This is a genomic window from Nonomuraea spiralis, assembly GCF_014648435.1.
Taxonomy (GTDB): Bacteria; Actinomycetota; Actinomycetes; order Streptosporangiales; family Streptosporangiaceae; genus Nonomuraea; species Nonomuraea spiralis.
In genome coordinates this window covers 69119-85982 of sequence record NZ_BMRC01000021.1, presented here as the reverse complement: position 1 = coordinate 85982, position 16864 = coordinate 69119, and the positions used below count along the sequence as shown (strand labels likewise).

Annotated in this window: 16 protein-coding genes; 10 read left to right on the top strand and 6 right to left on the bottom strand. The window is 71.7% G+C overall.

Translation table 11 applies throughout. The features are described from left to right. Positions 1-95: 95 nt before the first annotated feature. From IEZ27_RS37935 to IEZ27_RS37925, 3 genes are all read left to right on the top strand, one after another. Positions 96-1262 carry a hypothetical protein gene (locus IEZ27_RS37935; protein ID WP_189651694.1) on the top strand — a complete coding sequence of 389 codons (1167 nt, stop codon included), beginning with the start codon at positions 96-98 and terminating at the stop codon, positions 1260-1262. Then, a complete protein-coding gene (locus IEZ27_RS37930; protein WP_189651693.1) occupies positions 1259-2257 on the top strand; it encodes a hypothetical protein in 999 nt (332 codons plus the stop codon). Before IEZ27_RS37935 ends, IEZ27_RS37930 begins: the two co-directional genes overlap by 4 nt. A gap of 83 nt (positions 2258-2340) precedes the next feature. Then, a complete protein-coding gene (locus IEZ27_RS37925; RefSeq protein WP_125641480.1) occupies positions 2341-2706 on the top strand; it encodes an STAS domain-containing protein in 366 nt (121 codons plus the stop codon). Here the strand turns inward: IEZ27_RS37925 and IEZ27_RS37920 are convergent. Next, the gene (locus tag IEZ27_RS37920) at positions 2694-4100 is read right to left on the bottom strand and encodes a dihydrolipoyl dehydrogenase family protein (RefSeq protein WP_189651692.1); all 1407 of its coding nucleotides are present in this window, start codon (positions 4098-4100) and stop codon (positions 2694-2696) included. The two genes, IEZ27_RS37925 and IEZ27_RS37920, sit on opposite strands and share 13 nt — an antisense overlap. Before the next feature lie 186 nt (positions 4101-4286). On the opposite strand from IEZ27_RS37920, the gene IEZ27_RS37915 reads away from it, so the two are divergent. From IEZ27_RS37915 to IEZ27_RS37900, 4 genes are all read left to right on the top strand, one after another. Then, complete coding sequence (locus tag IEZ27_RS37915) at positions 4287-5618, top strand: hypothetical protein (protein ID WP_189651691.1); 1332 nt, start codon at positions 4287-4289, stop codon at positions 5616-5618. 23 nt (positions 5619-5641) lie between these two features. Next, positions 5642-6751 (top strand): sialidase family protein, encoded by a 1110-nt coding sequence (locus IEZ27_RS37910; protein ID WP_189651690.1) that lies wholly within the window; start codon positions 5642-5644, stop codon positions 6749-6751. 137 nt (positions 6752-6888) lie between these two features. Further along, the gene (locus IEZ27_RS37905; protein ID WP_125641468.1) at positions 6889-7647 is read left to right on the top strand and encodes an IclR family transcriptional regulator; all 759 of its coding nucleotides are present in this window, start codon (positions 6889-6891) and stop codon (positions 7645-7647) included. A 191-nt stretch (positions 7648-7838) separates the two neighbouring features. After that, a complete protein-coding gene (locus tag IEZ27_RS37900) occupies positions 7839-8669 on the top strand; it encodes an SMP-30/gluconolactonase/LRE family protein (protein WP_189651689.1) in 831 nt (276 codons plus the stop codon). Here IEZ27_RS37900 and IEZ27_RS37895 read toward each other — a convergent pair. Genes IEZ27_RS37895 through IEZ27_RS37885 form a run of 3 tightly spaced genes read right to left on the bottom strand, consistent with a single transcriptional unit; the run spans position 8659 to position 11674 of the window. Next, positions 8659-9474, bottom strand: coding sequence for a carbohydrate ABC transporter permease (locus IEZ27_RS37895; protein ID WP_189651688.1), 816 nt, complete (start codon positions 9472-9474; stop codon positions 8659-8661). The genes IEZ27_RS37900 and IEZ27_RS37895 overlap by 11 nt on opposite strands. Next, entirely contained in the window at positions 9471-10391 is a 921-nt protein-coding gene (locus IEZ27_RS37890; RefSeq protein WP_189651687.1) for a carbohydrate ABC transporter permease, read from the bottom strand. The genes IEZ27_RS37895 and IEZ27_RS37890 overlap by 4 nt, the downstream gene beginning before the upstream one ends. Next, positions 10388-11674, bottom strand: a complete 1287-nt coding sequence (locus IEZ27_RS37885) for an ABC transporter substrate-binding protein (protein ID WP_189651686.1) — start codon at positions 11672-11674, stop codon at positions 10388-10390. The genes IEZ27_RS37890 and IEZ27_RS37885 overlap by 4 nt, the downstream gene beginning before the upstream one ends. 142 nt (positions 11675-11816) lie before the next feature. Here IEZ27_RS37885 and IEZ27_RS37880 point away from each other — a divergent pair, with 142 nt between their 5' ends. Further along, entirely contained in the window at positions 11817-12764 is a 948-nt protein-coding gene (locus IEZ27_RS37880; RefSeq protein WP_229824720.1) for an endo alpha-1,4 polygalactosaminidase, read from the top strand. A 27-nt stretch (positions 12765-12791) separates the two neighbouring features. Here IEZ27_RS37880 and IEZ27_RS37875 read toward each other — a convergent pair whose 3' ends face one another. Further along, positions 12792-13727 carry a zinc-dependent alcohol dehydrogenase gene (locus IEZ27_RS37875; RefSeq protein WP_189651684.1) on the bottom strand — a complete coding sequence of 312 codons (936 nt, stop codon included), beginning with the start codon at positions 13725-13727 and terminating at the stop codon, positions 12792-12794. A 249-nt stretch (positions 13728-13976) separates the two neighbouring features. Here IEZ27_RS37875 and IEZ27_RS37870 point away from each other — a divergent pair, with 249 nt between their 5' ends. Beyond that, on the top strand, positions 13977-15086 hold the full coding sequence (locus IEZ27_RS37870; protein WP_189651683.1) for an alanine racemase: 1110 nt from the start codon (positions 13977-13979) through the stop codon (positions 15084-15086). A gap of 14 nt (positions 15087-15100) precedes the next feature. Next, positions 15101-15865 carry an SDR family NAD(P)-dependent oxidoreductase gene (locus IEZ27_RS37865; RefSeq protein ID WP_189651682.1) on the top strand — a complete coding sequence of 255 codons (765 nt, stop codon included), beginning with the start codon at positions 15101-15103 and terminating at the stop codon, positions 15863-15865. Here the strand turns inward: IEZ27_RS37865 and IEZ27_RS37860 are convergent. Continuing rightward, entirely contained in the window at positions 15851-16828 is a 978-nt protein-coding gene (locus IEZ27_RS37860; RefSeq protein WP_229824728.1) for an STAS domain-containing protein, read from the bottom strand. The genes IEZ27_RS37865 and IEZ27_RS37860 overlap by 15 nt on opposite strands. Between the last annotated feature and the right edge of the window lie 36 nt (positions 16829-16864).

Below are 16864 nucleotides of genomic sequence, written 5' to 3'. Positions count from 1 at the left end.
CGCCGGGCAAAGAAGCGTGTTGTCGCGCGGGTGCGCGCGCGAGGGTCTGGCAACGTCTGCCGGGGCGATTCTTCCTGGCCTCGGTGGAGGGTTTCATGCGTCGTGTCGTGGACGACGAACACGTCGATCAGCTGGTCTCGGCCGCCAGGGATCACTGGGGGGACGGTGCCGGCGACGCGGGCTGCGTCGTGGCCGAGGCGTTCGACGAGGACGTCCGGGTGGTGGTGCGTACGGTCATGGTGGCCAAGGCCGTGTGCGGGCTGCTGTCGGCCCGGCTGGTCGTGCTCACCGACCCGCGGTGGCGGCCGCTGGCGGAGGCGTTCGGCGCCGCCGCCGATCTGGGGCCGCCCGACGCGCTGGTCACCAGCCGGATGGACCGGTGCGTGCGTACCGACATCCCGGTGGTGCACGTGCACGGCACGGGGGCGCTTCGGGCGTACGCGCTGTTCCCCGGGCAGAGCCCCGGCTCCTTCGGGGAGGACCTGCCCGGCCGGGTCGCGGAGTTCTTCGACCAGTGGGTCTGGCCCAACAGGGAGACGATCGCGCCGAGCGCCGAGCGTACGGCCTGGCGGGCCAAGGAGGGCTACCAGGTCCGCACCGACACCGAACGCCGCCAGCTCCGCCTCTACGGCTGCTCCAGGCTCCGCCTCGACGCCGGCCGGCCCACGATCACGGTGTTCGGCCACATGCCGGGCCGCGACACCGAGCTGTTCGAGGAGACCGAGCGGTACGCCGCCGCCGACGAGTCGGCCAACTGGCTGTTCCTCGACCGCCTCCGATCGGGCGCGCTGTCGGCGAACATCCTCTGGAGCATGACCGACGTCGCGGTCACGTTCGGCGGCAGCGATCTGCCCGCCTTCGGCGTGCCGGTCGTGCAGGCCGGCTGGTCGGAGGGCGCCGCCTGCGGGGCCACGCACGTCGTGCGCACGCCCGAGGAACTGCGTGACCGGCTCGGCGAGGCGGTCGCCACGCACGGCAAGGGCGAGACGATCCTCGGCTCGGAGCAGCGCGAACGCGCCCGCCTGTGGTTGTGGCTGCGCCGCTGCGCCGCCGACGTGCCGACCCAGATCCTGCCGCGCTGGGAGCTCGGCCCCGACTACCCGCGTGCCCTCACGGTCGCGCTGCGGCACGCGGAGCGCGACGGCGACCCACTCTTCGACGCGGTGCGCCGCATGTGGGAACGCCGCGACCCCGTACTCACCCGATTCGACTTCCAGGACCTGACAAGGACCACACTGACCCCCGCGAGGAGCGCCCGATGACCGGAACAGGACCCAGCACCGAGCTCGACCCGGTGATCCTGCCCGCGATCCCGCCCGTCCACGTGCTGAGCGGGCACTTCCCCGCGTTGCAGGTGACCGACCGGCTGCATCGGGGCAGCCAGATCGTGGGCAGGTTCGAGACCTCCGGGCTGGTCGGCTTCAAGGTGTCCGCGCAGGGGCGGCCGCTGCGGGTGCAGATGTCGTTGTCGATGGACGAGCGGTCGGCCAGCGGCTGGCACAACGGCAACACCGGTCCCGACCTCGCGTTGCCCCGGTTCATCCAGATCCGTTCCCAGGGACGCCTGCGCCAGTGCGTACTGCTGCGCGGACGCAACCCGCACGCCCGCGTGGCCTTCGACCTGACGCCCGACGAGATCCCCGACGACGGGCTCATCTGCGTCGAGGCCCTGGACGTCATGGAGGGCGACGGCGTCTGCGACGAGGTGCGCGCGGTGCTCGCCGGTCGCGTCCAGGCCGACGGGGTGGCCGGGCTGCGCCTGGACAAGATCGTGTTCGAGGAGCCGCCCGAGGTCGACTACGACCCCGACACGCTCGACGGCTCCCGCTGCGAGCTGTCCTCCCTGATCAGCGGCGGCGGCCTGGCCAACCTCAACCGGCAGGGCGTGCGCGTCCTGCGGTCGGGCATGTTCGTGGTCAACCCGGTGTTGCGCGACACGTTCGGCTCCAGCGGCCGGATCACGTTGCGGCTGGGCACGAAGGCGGAGGCGGCGAGCATGATCCCGGCCACCTGGCGGCGGGTCAACAGCGAGCTGCGCTGGTTGCGGCACGCCACCAGGAAGCTCCTGGGCACGGCCGCCCCCAAGGTGGAACGGGTCTACAGCCTCAGGGACGGCGAGGCGGGCCCCTTCGGGCAGACCGTCCACGGGAACGTCACCGAGCTCGTCCTGCCCAGCCCCACGGCCTCGCCGTTCCTGGTGGTGATCGAGCCGTGTCCGGGTGTCCTGCCGACCCTGGAGTTCGGCATCTCGGACTAGCCCGGACCGTCGCGGCCGCAGAAAGCCTGAGATCACCTGTGAGAACGCCGCTCTGAGGGCAGTTGCCAAGGGTGGGCAGGCGTTTGAGCATCGAGACGACCCGGCACCTCCAGTGCACGGTCATGCGCGCCGCGGGCGAGCTCGACCACTCCGGACGGGTCCGGTTCAGCGCCCACCTCGACACGGTGTGGGACTGGTCGCCCGGGCCCGTCCTGGTCTTCGACCTGGCGGAGCTGGTCTTCTACGACTCCTCGGTCATCGGCGTGCTGGGTGTGGCGATGCGGCGGATGGAGGCGGAGTCGAGTGGCCGGATCATCCTGGTCCGCCCGTCGGAGCACCTGTTGTCGGTGTTGCGGCTGACGGACCTGCTCTCGCACGTGGAGCTGCGCGGCAGCGTCGAGGAGACCGTGGCTGAGCTGATGCTCGCCGCGGGCCCCTACAACCCGTAGGTCTCCAGCAGCCGCAGCCAGATCTCGCTCACCGTCGGGAACGACGGCACGGCGTGCCAGAGCCGGTCGAGCGGCACCTCGCCGGTGACCGCGATCGTGGCGGCGTGCAGCAGGTCGCCGACGCCGGGGCCGACGAACGTGACGCCCAGCAACACCTTCCTGTCCTCGTCCACGACGGCCTTGGCCCGGCCCCGGTAGCCGTCGCCCAGCAGGTACGCCCCGGAGACCGAGCCGAGGTCGTACTCGACCGCGCGCACCCGGAAACCGGCCTTCCTGGCCTCGGCCTCCGTACGGCCGACCGCGCACACCTGCGGGTCGGTGAAGACCACCTGCGGCGCGCCGAAGCCGTCCGCGATGTCGCGCATGGCGGGCAGGTCGTCGCCGTGCGCCCGCGCGGCGATCACGTCGCCGCAGATCCGGGCCTGGTACTTGCCCATGTGGGTGAGCAGCGCGCGGCCGTTGACGTCGCCGACGGCGTAGAGCCAGCCGCCCGCCACGCCGGTGGCGCGCATGCTGTCGTCGACCTCGACGGGCGCGTCGTCGGGCAGGCCGACCGTGTCGAGCCCGATCCCGCGGGTCGCGACCCGGCGGCCGGTGGCCACCAGCAGCTCGTCGGCCTCCAGCGGTTGCCCCTCCGACAGATGCACCGTCACCGTGCCGCCCGGCTCGGGCCGCTCGACCCTGACCACGTCGGTGTGCGTACGCACGTCGATGCCCGACTCGGCGAACGACTTCGCGAGCAGCTCGCCGGCGAACGGCTCGACCCGCCCGAGCAGCCCCCCGCCGCGTACCAGCACGGTCGTGTGCCGCGCGCCGAGCCCGTGCATGGCCTGGGCCATCTCGCAGGCGACCACGCCGCCGCCGATCACGATCAGGCTTTCCGGCACCTTCTTCGCGGCGGTGACCTCGTGGCTGGTCCACGGCTTCGCCTCGGCCATGCCCGGCACCGGCGGGACCGCGGCCGTGCTGCCGGTGGCGAGCACGACGGCGTGCCTGGCCGTGAGCGTGCGCTCGCCGCCGTCCGCGGTCGTGACGACCACCCGGCGTTCGCCGTCGAGCCGTCCCCTGCCGCGGACGAACTCCGCCGGCACACTGCCGATCCAGCCGACCTGCCCCGAGTCGTCGTAGTGGGACACCGCCTCGTCGCGCCGGGCGAGCACCGCGTCCACGTCGATCGGCCCGAGCGAGAGGCCGGGCACCCGTGACACCTCGCCGGCCAGGTCGACCGGGCGCAGCAGCGCCTTGCTGGGGATGCACGCCCAGTAGGAGCACTCGCCGCCGGCCAGCCGTTCCTCGACGATCGCGGCGCTCAGCCCGCCGCGTACGGCCCTGGCGGCGACGTTCTCGCCCGCCGGACCGGCTCCGATCACGATGACGTCGAACTCCTCAGCCACGCTGCCTCCCCATATTCGTCCTCGATTCGCACTCTTTCATGCCCTGCCCGTGATGACCGCGACGGCCACGGGCGTGAACCCTTTCGCGGCGCGACGGCAAGAACGGGTAGATGCCCGCGCCGTCCGGGAGCCCGTTCGGCACTCTCGCGAAGGAGCCTCCCTGTGCCGGCGCCGTCTCCTGTGTTCGTGCTGCCCGGAAACGTCTGGAGGCGGCATCGGGCGCTGCTGGTCGCGCTGGCGCCCGCCGTCGTGCTGCGGGTGCTGGCGATGGTGGGGTACCGGCCGGCGTTGTGGTTCTGGGCGGACTCGTTCTCCTATCTGAGGGCCGCGGGCGATCCCGTGCCCGGGACGTTCCGGCCGCTCGGTTACTCGCTCTTCCTGGCCGCGCTCGGGCCGGGGAAGAGCCTGGCGCTGGTGGCCGCCGTGCAGCACGCGCTCGGGCTGGGGCTCGCCGTTGCCGTCTACGCCCTGTTGCGGCGGCGCGGGCTGCCCGGCTGGGGGGCGACGGCCGCCGTCGTGCCGCTGCTCCTCGACGAGTTCCTGATCCTGCTGGAACACATGATCATGGCGGACGCGCTGTTCACCGTACTGGTCACGGCCGGGATCCTGGCGTTGTCGCGGCGGCTCAGCCCGGTCACGGCGGGCGTCGGCGGCGCGCTGCTCGGCCTGGCCGCCGTCACCCGCACGATCGGCGTGGCCGTGCTCGTGGTGGCCGCCGCCTGCCTGCTGCTGCGCCGTCCCGGGCCGCGCGCGCTGCTGTGCCTGGTCCTGGCGGGCGCTGCGCCGCTGCTCGGGTACGCCTCCTGGATGTGGGCCACCAGCGGCACCTTCGGCCTGACCAGGGCCGACGGCCTGTTCATGTGGGCCCGCACGATGACCTTCGCCGACTGCTCGGTCATCAGGCCGGAACCCGAGCTGACCCCTCTCTGCCCGAGGACGCCGGTGGCCGGGCGGCCCTCTCCCGCGCACTGGATGTGGGGGCCCACCCTGGCCGGGGTCCCCGGTGACCGGAACGCCCTGGCCGGCCGCTTCGCCCGCGCGGCCGTGCTCGCCCAGCCCGGCGACTACCTGGCCGCCGTCGGAGGCGACCTGCGGTGGTTGCTGCGCTGGGAACGCACCACGGCCTGGACGGTCGCGGCCAGAAAGACCAACCCCTACTGGTTCCCCTACGAGGAACGCCCGCTGCGCGACTCCGTACGGGGGACCGCCGAGTCCTACGAGGGCGGTCCGGCGGACACGCGGCTCGTCGAGCCGTACGCGGGCTGGCTGCGTGCCTACCAGCGCTTCGGGTACCTGCCGTACCCGGTGCTCCTGGTGCTGCTCGGGGGCGCTCTGGCGGTGGCGGCGGCGCGGCGGCGGCCGGACGCGCTGCTGCCCGGCCTGGCCGCCGCCGTGCTGGTCCTGGCGCCGCCGTTCCTGCACGGGTACGACGTGCGGTACGTCGTGCCGGCCGTGCCGCTGGCGTGCCTGGCCGCCGGGCTGGCACTGAGACGTCCGCCGAATGTCGGCGGACGTTAACCCGCGGGGCCTAGCGTGCCGGCATGACTCCTTACCCCACGTCGGTCGTGTACCGGGCGGCGACCGAGGGTTATCACACCTTCCGCATCCCGGCGGTCGTGGTGACCGGGGCGGGGACGCTGCTGGCCTTCGCCGAGGGGCGGCGCGGGTCCGCCGGCGACTCGGGCCACATCGACCTGGTGCTCAGGCGGTCGGGCGACGGCGGGCTGACGTGGGGTCCTCTCCAGGTGGTGGCCACCGAGCCGCGCCGCGGCACCGTGGGCAACCCCGCGCCCGTGGTGCTGGACGACGGCCGGATCGTCCTCGTCACGGTCCGGCAGGGGCCGTCGGCGACGGAGGAGAAGATCCGGCGGGGTCAGGTGCAGGCGGCCGAAGGGCGGCGGGTGTTCGTCCAGGTCAGCGCGGACGACGGGGTCACCTGGCCGGCTCCGCGCGAGATCACCGGCAGCGTCAGGCGTCCCGAGTGGCGCTGGTACGCCACCGGCCCGGGGCACGCCGTCCGGCTCAGGAGCGGGCGCGTCGTGGTGCCCGGCAACCACTCCCTGCCGCCCACCGGCACCGACAACGGCACCGAGGGCAAGTACAACGGCGGCCACGCGCTGCTCAGCGACGACGGCGGCCGTACCTGGCGGATCGGGTACGTCGACGACAATCCCGACGGCTACGTCAACGTCAACGAGACCACCGCGACCGAGCTGCCCGACGGCCGCCTCTACCTCAACGCCAGGACGGACTCCGCCGCCCCCGGCACCCGGGCCGACGCCTGCTCCTCCGACGGCGGCCAGCGGCTCGACCTGCCCTTCCGTCCGCAGGCCGGGCTGGCCGGGCCGGTGGTCGAGGGCAGCGTTCTGTGGTGCGAGCCGCCCGGCGTGCTGCTGTTCTCCGGTCCGGCCGCGCCCGACGCGCGGGCTCTGATGACCGTACGGGCGAGCGACGACCTCGGCGTCACCTGGCGTTCCGCGCACACCGTTTCGGGGTTGCCCGCCGCCTACTCCGACCTGGTCAGGGTTGACGACGACACGGTCGGGCTGCTGTTCGAGACCGGGGACTTCGGGCCGTACGAGAGTATTGTCTTCCGGCGCATCCCGGTCGCCGAGTTCCGCGCGAACGCCGCCGGGCCTTTCCTCGCATAGGTTTTCCCGGTCACGGAAGTGCTGGCACAGGGCTGTTCTGACTACGCTGAGACACCCACTGTGTTGACCGCGTGTGCGGCGATGTTCCGTATTACGCGCTAGCATTCCGATCAGCGGAATAGGCGAGGGAGAGTTCAGTGGCTGAGACTCAGTCCCCTGTGGGGAGCGTCGATCGTGCCCTGCTGATCCTGCAGGAGATCGGAAAGCACAGCAGGGGGGTGACGCTCGACGAGCTGGCCACCAGGCTGGGGCTGCCGAAGAGCTCGCTCCATCGCCTGCTCGGGGCGTTGAAGCATCGCGGCTTCGCCGCCCAGCCGGAGCCGAGCGGGCCGTACTTCCTCGGCACCGAGCTGCTGGCCACGGCCTTCAGGTTCTACGAGTCCATGGACCTGCGCACGCTCGTCCGGCCGCTGCTGCTGCGGCTCAGCGAGGAGTTCTCCGAGACCGTGCACATGGCGATGCTCGACGGCGGCGAGGTCGTCTACCTGGACAAGGTGGAGGCGGTGCGGTCGATCACCATGACCTCGGTGGTCGGCGGGCGCAACGCGGCCCACTGCACGGGGGTGGGCAAGGCGCTGCTGGCCTGGACGTACCCGACGGACGAGGCGGTCAAGGCGTGGGCCGAGCGCTACGGGCCGCTGGCCACCAGGACCCGTAACACGATCACGAACCCCGCCAAGCTCGCCACCCACCTCGACCAGGTCCGGCAGCGCGGGTACGCGCTCGACCTGGAGGAGAACGAGCCCGGGGTGCGGTGCGTGGCGGCGCCGGTCTTCATGGGCAAGACGGCGCCGGTGGCGGCGGTGAGCGTGACCGCCATCAAGGACCGCATGTCGGTGGCCCGCCTGGAAGAGGTCGGCCTCGGCCTCCGCCGCGCCATAACCACCGAGGTCTGACCCGCCGTACACAAGAACAGCGCCTCCCGAACGACGCCCCCCGAACGACGCCCCCGGACGGCCCCCCGGACGGCGACCCCTCCGAACGGCGGCCCTCTCGGGTGCCGCCCCCTCCCCCAAAGGGACCTCAGCCGACTACGGTCGAGCAAGTAGCGGAACCACGTTCCGTATCACGGACCAGGAGACAGAGCATGAAGCTGGAAAAGGTCCCGGTGCCCCCCGCGACCCTGGGCGAGGGCCCGAGGTGGGACGCCGCCACGGCCACCCTGCTGTGGGTCGACATCCCCAAGGGCCGCGTGCACAGACTCGACCCGGCCGGCGACGAACAGGAGACGATCGACTTCGGCCGCCCCGTCGGCGTGGCCGTGCCCGACGCCGCCGGGGGCCTGATGGTCGCCCTCAGGGACGGCTTCGCCCGCCACGCCGACGGCCGAACCGAACTGGTCGCCCGCCCGCCCGAGCCCCCGGGCAACCGCATGAACGACGGCGCCTGCGACCGGGCGGGCCGGTTCTTCGCCGGTACGAAGGCCGAGGACGACACCCCCGGCGCGGGTTCCCTCTACCGCCTCGGCCCGGCCCGTACGTGCGAGAAGGTCCTGGACGGCGTCACGATCTCGAACGGCATCGGCTGGAGCCCCGACGAGCGCCTGATGTACTACGTGGACACCGTGACCGACCGCGTCGACGTCTTCGACTACGACCCGGAGACCGGCGACCTCGACGGCCGCCGGGAGTTCGCCGCCCTGCCCGGCCCGGACGGCCTCACCGTGGACGCCGAAGGCCACGTATGGGTCGCGCTGTGGGGCGGCGGGGCGGTCGTGCGGCTGCGTCCGGACGGGCGTACCGACCTGACCGTGGACGTGCCCGCGGCCAACGTCACGAGCTGCGCCTTCGGTGGCCCCGACCTCGACGTGCTCTACGTGACCACCGCCTGGGACGGCAGCGCCGGCGGGGAGTTGTGGCGCTGCCGCACACCCCACACCGGCCTGCCGGCGAACCCCTACAGGGGTCTCACCCCTTGACCGCCCCGGTCAGCGCCTGCACGAAGCGGCGCTGGCCGAACAGGAACACCGCCAGCACCGGCAGCGTGGTGAGCACCGTGCCCGCCATGATCGCGGGCCAGTCGGCCCGGTGCTGGCCCTGGAACGTGGTCAGCCCCGCCTGGACGGTGTAGTTCGCCTCGGAGTTGATCACCACCAGCGGCCAGAAGAGATCGTTCCAGGCCGTGATGAACGTGATCACGGCGAGCGCCGCCAGCGCCGGTTTGGCGACCGGCAACACCACCCGGAAGAACAGCGCGACCCGCGAGCACCCGTCGATCCGCGCCGCCTCCTCCAGTTCCTTCGGGAAGGACTGGAAGAAGGAGGTCATCAGGTAGATGCCGACCGAGGAGCTGAGCTGCGGGATGATCAGCGCCCCCAGCGTGTCCACGAGCCCGGCCTGGCTGAACATCAGGAACGTCGGGATCACGGTGAGCTGGAACGGGATCAGCGCGGTCGCGATGATCAGGACCAGCGTCAGCCGCGAGCCGATGAACCTGATCCGGGCGAAGGCGTACCCGGCCATGCTGCAGAGCACGACCTGGGCCGCCACGATCGCGCCCGACACCAGCACGCTGTTGAGGAACCAGCGGGGGAAGTCCGAACGTTCCATGACCGTGCGGTAACCGCCGAGATCGATGCCGTCGGGCAGGATCGGCGGCGGGAACCGGTTCAGCTCGGCCTGCGTCATGACCGAGCTGAGCACCAGCCACACGAACGGCAGCAGCGTCACCAGCGACATCGGCGCGAGCACCAGATGCCACTTGCTGGGCAGGCGTCGTCTCATCGCACGGCCCCTCTCCGCCGCGCGACCACCAGGCCCACGACGATCAGCAGCAGCGTCCCGGCGAACAGCGTGTACGCAACGGCCGCGCCGTACCCGGCGGCGGAGTAGCGGAACGCGAGCTGCCACACGTAGTAGACGATGGTCACGGTCGCGCTGGCCGGGCCGCCCTGGGTCGTGGTCATGACCAGGTCGAAGAACTGCAGCGCGTCGATCACGCCCCACACCGCGAGGAAGACCGTGATCGGCCGTACGGACGGGACGATGATGTGCCGGAACGTGGCCCACCGTCCCGCCCCGTCGATGGAGGCCGCCTCCAGCACCGCCTTGTCGATCTCCTGGATGGCCGCCAGGTAGATCACCACGGCGAAGCCGAACCTGGTCCAGAAGAAGATCAGCGTGAGCACGTACATGGCCTGGGACGGGCTGCTCAGGAACCCCTGCATCGGCAGGCCGAGCTGCACGAGCACACCGTTCATCAGGCCGAAGTCGCGGTCGAAGATGTAGCCCATGAGCAGGCCGGCCGAGGTGGCCGAGGCCACGTACGGCACCAGGAAGGCGGTCCGGTAGAAGCCGATCCCGCGCACCTTCCTGTTCAGCAGCACCGCCACGACCAGCCCGAAGACCAGCGAGGCCGGGATGTAGAGCACCAGCAGCAGCCCGGTGTTGCGCACCGCCTGGAAGAACACCTGGTCCTGGAAGAGCGCCCGGTAGTTGTCCAGGCCGACGTTCTCGGGCGTCTTCATCAGGTCGGAGTCGGTGAACGACAGCGCCAGCGCCCACGCCATCGGCACCAGCGCGAACCCGAGGATGATCAGCGTCGCCGGGCCGGCGAACGACCAGCCGGCGACGTGGTCGCCGAGCCTGCGCCGTTCCTTGGCGTGCCGGGCGGCCGGCGCGCTGACCGTGGCGCTGCTCATGATCCCGGTACCGCCAGCACCGCGTCGGACTTGGCGGCGGCCTCGTCCAGGGCGGTCTTGGTGTCGGTCCTGCCGAGCAGCGCCTCCGCGATGGCCTCGGCGACGAAGGAGGACACGCGGGGGTACTTGGTGGTCGGCGGCCGGACGCGCTTGGCGTTGGCCAGGTTCTCGGAGATCACCTCGATACCCGGATATTTCTGGAGATAGTCCTGGTAGCCGGGCAGCTTGGTGATCGACTCCCGAACGGGCAGGGAGCCCGTGTCGCTCATCCACACGAGCTGCTGCTGCGCGGCCGTCAGCCAGCTCAGGAACGTGGTCGCCGCCTTCACCCGGCGTTCGTCGTGCTCGAACACCACCCAGTTGTCCGGGCCGGAGACGGTCTCGTGGTTGCCATTGGTGCCGGGCAGCCGGACGACGCCGTAGTCGACCTTGGCCGCCTGGAGGTCGGGCAGCACCCAGGGGCCCGACAGGAACATGGCGAGCCGTCCGGACTCGAACAGCTTCTGTCCCTTCTCGGCCGGGCTGGAGTCGAGGTAGACCGACTTGTCGTCCACGGCCATGTCCCTGATCAGACCGAGCGCCTGCTGACCGGCCGCCGAGTTGAACGTGGACTTCTTGTGGTCGGGGGTGAGGATGTCGCCGCCCGACTGCCACAGCAGCGGCCACAGGCCCCAGACGGCCTCCTCGCCGCCGCTGATCGCCCAGGTGGTGCCGAAGACGCCGCTCTGCGCGTCCGTGGTCTTCTTGGCGATCTCGCGGAAGTCGTCCCAGGTCCAGTCGGGGCCGGGGGCCTTGACCCCCGCCTTGGCCAGCAGCTTCTTGTTGTAGAGCACCACCATGTTGTCCACCACGGCGGGGAAGCCGATGACCTTGCCCTGGACGGTGACCGCCTCGCGCTCGTTGGCCCAGAAGTCGGTCCAGCCGACGGCCGGGTCCTTGACGTAGGAGGTGAGGTCGGCGGTCTTGGGGTTCCTGGCCACGTTGGGCGCCCAGGAGCCGTACAGGTAGGCGATGTCGGGGTAGGCGTCCGAGGTGAGCGCGGCGGTGATCTTGGGTAGCATGCCGTCGGCGGTCGCGCCGCCGGACTCGGTGCTGACCCTGATGTCGGGGTGGCTCTGGTTGAACCGGGAGACCAGTTTCTCGATCGACTTGGCAGAGGTGTCCTCCTGGCCGTGCCAGATGGTGATCTCGACCGGGCCGGTCGCCTGTTCCTGGCTTCCGCCGCCGCAGCTCGCCACGGCCAGGGCCAGGGCGACGACGGCGAGCGTCGTACCGGGCCTCATCGGCCGGTCTCGCGGATGTTGTGAATGACTCGTGCCATGGGGTTCCCTCCACAGAGCACGGCGGGCGTGGCGGCCCGCTGCGTGCGGCGAGTATAGTCACGCATCCACGATGCAGACTAGAGTTCCACTAGACGGAATGAAGGTGAACGTGCGAACCAGGACGCTCTTAACCCGGCTGGCAGTGGTCGCGGCACTGGGCTGCGCGCCGCTCGCGGCACTCGTCGCGCCCGCGACGGCGCAGGCGGGACCGTGGAAGCCGCCGCTGCAGAGCCGCTGGCAGTACCAGCTCCAAGGCAACGCCAAATATGCCGCGACCGGCGGCGTGAACGTCGACATCTGCGCGGCGCCCCAGTCGGGCGGCGCGTGCGTGCGACCGAGCGTGTTCGACATCGACCTGTACGCCGACGGCGACGTGGTGGGCAACAACACCACGCTCAACACCGCCGCCGTGAAGGCCGTCCACGCCCGTGGCGCGAAGGCGATCTGCTACGTCGACGCCGGCTCGATCGAGGAGTACCGGCCCGACTACCAGCAGTTCGTCGACTGGCACAAGAGCCACGGCAACTCCCTGCTCGGCAAGCCGTTCAGCAAGGAGTTCCCGAACGAGCGCTGGGCCAACATCAACAACGACCAGGGCCAGCGGGACTTCCTGCTGAAGATGATGGCGGCCCGGGTCGACAAGTGTGCCCAGGCGGGCTTCGACGGGGTCGAGTTCGACGTCGTCAACGCCCACGAGGAGGGCAAGACGGTCACCGGCTGGACCGTCAGCCCCGCCACCCAGCTCGTCTACAACCGGGCGCTGGCCGACCTGGCCCACCGCAAGGGCCTGTCCGCGGCGCTCAAGAACGACCTCAGCCAGGCGGGCGAGCTGGTCTCCAGCTTCGACTACGCCGTCAACGAGGAGTGTTTCCAGTTCGACGAGTGCGGCGAGCTGAGCGTGTTCGTCAAGGCGGGCAAGCCGGTGTTCCAGGTCGAGTACGAGACGGCGCCGGCGACGTTCTGCCCCAAGGCGGCCAAGCTCGGCATCAACGCGATCAAGAAGGCCGTGGACTACTCGCTGAAGGACATGCCGTACAAGCCGTGCAAGTAAGGGGGCGGCGGGGCCGCCCCCTGCCCGTCACGGGCTGAGGAGGGCCTTGACGGGGGTGTCGTGGCCGTTCATCAGGGTCGTGAACACCTCCGCGCCGTCGGCGAGCGGGAACGTGCGCACCCAGCTCAGGTCCCACTCGCCGACGGTCTCCACGGCCGTGGCGAAGTCGGCGTCGGTGTAGGCGAACGAGCCGAGCACCCGCTGCTCGCCGCGGACCAGGGCCGTCGCGTCGAACCCCGCCGTGGGGTCGGCCAGGCCCAGCCAGACCGCCGTGCCGCCGGGGCGCAGCAGGGCGAGCGAGCGCTCGTGGGTGACCGCGGCGCCGACCGCGTCGAAGATCACGTCGTACTCGCCGGTCAGCGCCGCGCCCGCCGACCGCGCGCCGAGGCGGCGGGCGATCTCCACGCGGCTCTCGGACCGGTCGGCCACCTCCACCGAGGCGGCCCCGCCCGACAGGGCGACCAGCAGGCAGGACAGGCCGATCGCGCCGGCGCCGTACACGCCCACCCGGGCCCCGGCGGGCGCCCCGGCCAGCGACCAGGCGTGGACGGCGTTGGCCGCCGGCTCGACGATCCCGGCCGCCGTCCAGCCGAGGCCCTGGGGCAGCTCGACCAGCGTGCTCTCGGGCACGGCCACCCGCTCGGCGAACCCGCCGGGCCGGTGCACGCCGACGATCCGCCGCTCGCGGCACACGTTGCGCAGGCCGAGCCGGCACACGTCGCACGAGCCGCACGACAGGATCGGGTTGACCACCACCGCCCGCCCGTCGGACGTGAGCCCGGCGAACTCGTGGCCCATGACCAGCGGCGGCACCCGGAACCCGGGCGTCCTGACGCCGTGCAGCTCGCTGCCGCAGATGCCGGAGGCGGCCACGTGGACCAGCACCTCGTCCGCCCCGACGGCGGGTTCGGGCACGTCCCGCAGCTCGACCGCGGCGGGACCGGTGAACACCAGCGCCCTCATCGCACGACCACCGGGGAGGCCGCCGGACGGACGCCCCGGGCGTACCGTCCTTCCTCGCGTTCCGCGGCCGCGAGGCCGCTCTCCCCGACCCGTACGGTGCCGAGCCTCATACACACCCCTACTTTCCTTGATACGGAATGCTGTTCCGATGACTTGACGGCACGCCTGTGGACGCTGTCGTCGTCGGTCAGTCAATCAGTTCCGTGTAGCGGAACGCTAGTGCGTGATGCGGAATAGTGCTATTTTCTGATGAACTTCGAGAGGGGCGAACCACGTATGTACCCCGAGATCGACACTCCCGCGCTGGTCATCGACCTCGACGTGGTCAGGGGCAACGTCACGGAGATGGCCAAGGCCGCCGCACGGCACGGCGTCCGGCTGCGCCCGCACATCAAGACCCACAAGATGCCCGAGCTGGCGTTGGCCCAGCTCGAAGCCGGGGCGACCGGCATCACCTGCGCCAAGCTCGGCGAGGCCGAGATCATGGCCGACGCCGGGATCGACGACATCCTGCTCGCGTTCCCCGTCTGGGGCGAGGCCAAGCTGCGCCGCCTGGCCGCCCTCCGCGAGCGCGCCCGGGTACGGGTCAGCCTCGACTCCCCCGAAGTGGCGGCCGGACTCGCCCGCCTGCCGGGGCCGCCGATCGAGCTGCTGGTCGAGGTGGACACCGGCCAGCATCGGCTGGGCCGCCCGCCCGGCCGTCCCACGGCCGACCTGGTGGCCGAGATCGCCGCGATCCCCGGCGTGGACGTCATCGGGCTGCTCACCCTGGCCGGGCACGCCTACCACTCCCGCACCCCGGAGGAGCTGGCCGAGACCTCCCGCCGCGAGGGCGAGGACCTGGTGGCCACCGCCGAGCTGTGCGCGGCCGACGGCATCGAACTGCGCGAGATCAGCGTCGGCTCCACCCCCACCGCCCGGCACGTCGCCGGCGTGGCCGGGGTGACCGAGATCCGGCCCGGCACCTACATCTTCAACGACGCCTCGATGATGCGCCTCGGCGTGGCCACCGAGCAGACCGTGGCGGCCCGCGTACTGGCCACCGTGATCGCCAGGCCGACGCCGGAACGGGTCGTGTTCGACGCGGGCACCAAGTGCCTCACCTCCGACGGCAGCGGCATGCCCGACTGGATCAGGGTGGCCGGGCGGCCGTACGTGCACATGGTGTTCCTCAACGAGGAGCACGCCGTCGCCCGCCTCGACCCCGAACACGCCGGGGAACTGCCCGTCGGCACGCGCGTGCAGCTCATCCCGAGTCACGCCTGCTCGGTCGTGAACCTCTTCGATGTCGCGCACGGCGTCGAGAACGGGCAGGTCACCACTGGTCTGCGCGTCGCGGCCCGCGGCGCGGTGCGTTGAGGAAGGACGGAGTCATGCGGGGACTGGCCGGAAAGCGGGTGCTGATCAGCGGGGGCAGCAGCGGCATCGGAGCCGCCACCGCCCGCAGGTTCCTGGAGGAGGGCGCGCGGGTGGTGCTCACCGGGCTCGACGGCGACGAGGTCGAACGCGCCGTCGCCGAGCTCGCGCCGCTCGGCGAGGTGGGCGGCCTGGCCGGCGACGTCAGCTCGGAGGACGACGTCGCCCGGCTGGTGACGGGCGCGATCGAGACCCTGGGCGGCGTCGACGTGCTGATCAACAACGCCGGCACCGCCTGGCGCGAGCCGTTCCTGGAGATCACGCCCGGCCACTGGGACCGGATCGTCTCGGTGAACCTGCGCGGCATGTTCCTGATGGCCCAGGCCGTGGCCCGCCACCTGGTGGAACGGGGGACGGGCGGCGTGATACTCAACATGTCCTCGACCAACGGCCTCGGCGGCGAGGCCGACTACGCCCACTACAACGCCTCCAAGGGCGGCGTGCTGCTGCTCACCAAGACCATGGCCGTCGAGCTCGGCAAGCACGGCATCCGGGTCAACGCCCTGTGCCCGGGCTACATCCAGACCCCCCTGAACGCGTCCATCTCGTCCGGGCTCGCCGGCGACTTCGTCTCCTCCTACGAACGCGAGCACATCCCGCTGGGCCGCGCCGGGCTCGCCGAGGAGGTCGCCGCCGGGTACGCCTTCCTCGCCTCCGACGACGCCGCGTTCATCCACGGCACCGAGCTGGTGATCGACGGCGGGCAGCTAGCGATCATGTGAGTCGCCGGACCGCGGCACCTTCATGGCGATGATCAGGCCGTGCCCGGAGTCGCCGCCCGTACGCAGGTGGGACAGCTCGACGGTGAGCGGCGTCGGCCGTCCGCGCTCGTTGACGGCGTCGAGCGCGACCCTCCTGGACCCGGCTCGCCCGGCGCCGCCGGCCAGCGTGTCGCGGACGAGCGGGACGATCGCCTCCACCGGCAGCCAGGTGCCGAGCGAGGCGAGCGGACGGCCCACCGCCTCGCCGGCCCGCACCCCCCACAACTCCTCGGCCATCGCCCCCCAGATGACCACCCGCATGTCCGCGTCGAGCACCACCACGGCGTCGCCCAGGCCGCGGACCAGCGAGTCGGTGAACCTGCTGACCTCGTCGAGCTCAGTCGTACGGGCGGTGAGCGCGTCGTTGGCGTGCCGCAGCTCGTCGTTGGCCGAGCGCAGCTCCTCGTTCGCGCTCTCCAGCTCCTCGTTGGCCGTCCGGAGCCGGTGGATGATCGCCGGCCAGCGGGCGGGGCGCGCGCGGTGGGGCCGTTCGAGGCGGGGGTCGCGGGCCCGGCGGAAGTGCGGCAGGTGCCGGCCGAGCGGCCTGGGCGGCCCGGCCTGCTCGTAGATCTCGATGCCGGTCCCGGCCAGGGCGTCAGGCATCGCGGTGAAGACGGGGATCGCGGTGCCGCCGTGCTCGGCCATGAGCGCGACGAGACGGCGGAGCGCGGGCTGGGCCTCGGCCACGGCCAGGTGGCCGCCCTTCACCTGCATGGCGCGGTGGGTGATCGCAAGCTTTTCGAGGCCGTTGAGGTCGCAGAACCAGAGGTCTCCCGCGGCCACGATCACGTGTTTCACCCGCGAGCGCGGCAGGGGGTCGAGGAAGGCGGCCAGGATGGGACTGGTCGTCGAGTCGAGTTCGCCCGCCAGGGCGATCACCAGAGTGGTGTCGCCGACGGGGACGAGCCGTACGGATAGCTGCATCACCGGATCCGCTCCTTCCCTGAACTCTGCGTGATC

What these genes read in the sequence shown, in the direction of transcription:
- IEZ27_RS37935 (WP_189651694.1), top strand. Translation starts at nt 96, where the DNA reads ATGCGTCGTGTCGTGGACGACGAACACGTCGATCAGCTGGTCTCGGCC.
- IEZ27_RS37930 (WP_189651693.1), top strand. Translation starts at nt 1,259, where the DNA reads ATGACCGGAACAGGACCCAGCACCGAGCTCGACCCGGTGATCCTGCCC.
- IEZ27_RS37910 (WP_189651690.1), top strand. Translation starts at nt 5,642, where the DNA reads ATGACTCCTTACCCCACGTCGGTCGTGTACCGGGCGGCGACCGAGGGT.
- IEZ27_RS37900 (WP_189651689.1), top strand. Translation starts at nt 7,839, where the DNA reads ATGAAGCTGGAAAAGGTCCCGGTGCCCCCCGCGACCCTGGGCGAGGGC.
- IEZ27_RS37895 (WP_189651688.1), bottom strand. Translation starts at nt 9,474, where the DNA reads ATGAGACGACGCCTGCCCAGCAAGTGGCATCTGGTGCTCGCGCCGATG.
- IEZ27_RS37890 (WP_189651687.1), bottom strand. Translation starts at nt 10,391, where the DNA reads ATGAGCAGCGCCACGGTCAGCGCGCCGGCCGCCCGGCACGCCAAGGAA.
- IEZ27_RS37885 (WP_189651686.1), bottom strand. Translation starts at nt 11,674, where the DNA reads ATGAGGCCCGGTACGACGCTCGCCGTCGTCGCCCTGGCCCTGGCCGTG.
- IEZ27_RS37875 (WP_189651684.1), bottom strand. Translation starts at nt 13,727, where the DNA reads ATGAGGGCGCTGGTGTTCACCGGTCCCGCCGCGGTCGAGCTGCGGGAC.
- IEZ27_RS37870 (WP_189651683.1), top strand. Translation starts at nt 13,977, where the DNA reads ATGAACTTCGAGAGGGGCGAACCACGTATGTACCCCGAGATCGACACT.
- IEZ27_RS37865 (WP_189651682.1), top strand. Translation starts at nt 15,101, where the DNA reads ATGCGGGGACTGGCCGGAAAGCGGGTGCTGATCAGCGGGGGCAGCAGC.
- IEZ27_RS37860 (WP_229824728.1), bottom strand. Translation starts at nt 16,828, where the DNA reads ATGCAGCTATCCGTACGGCTCGTCCCCGTCGGCGACACCACTCTGGTG.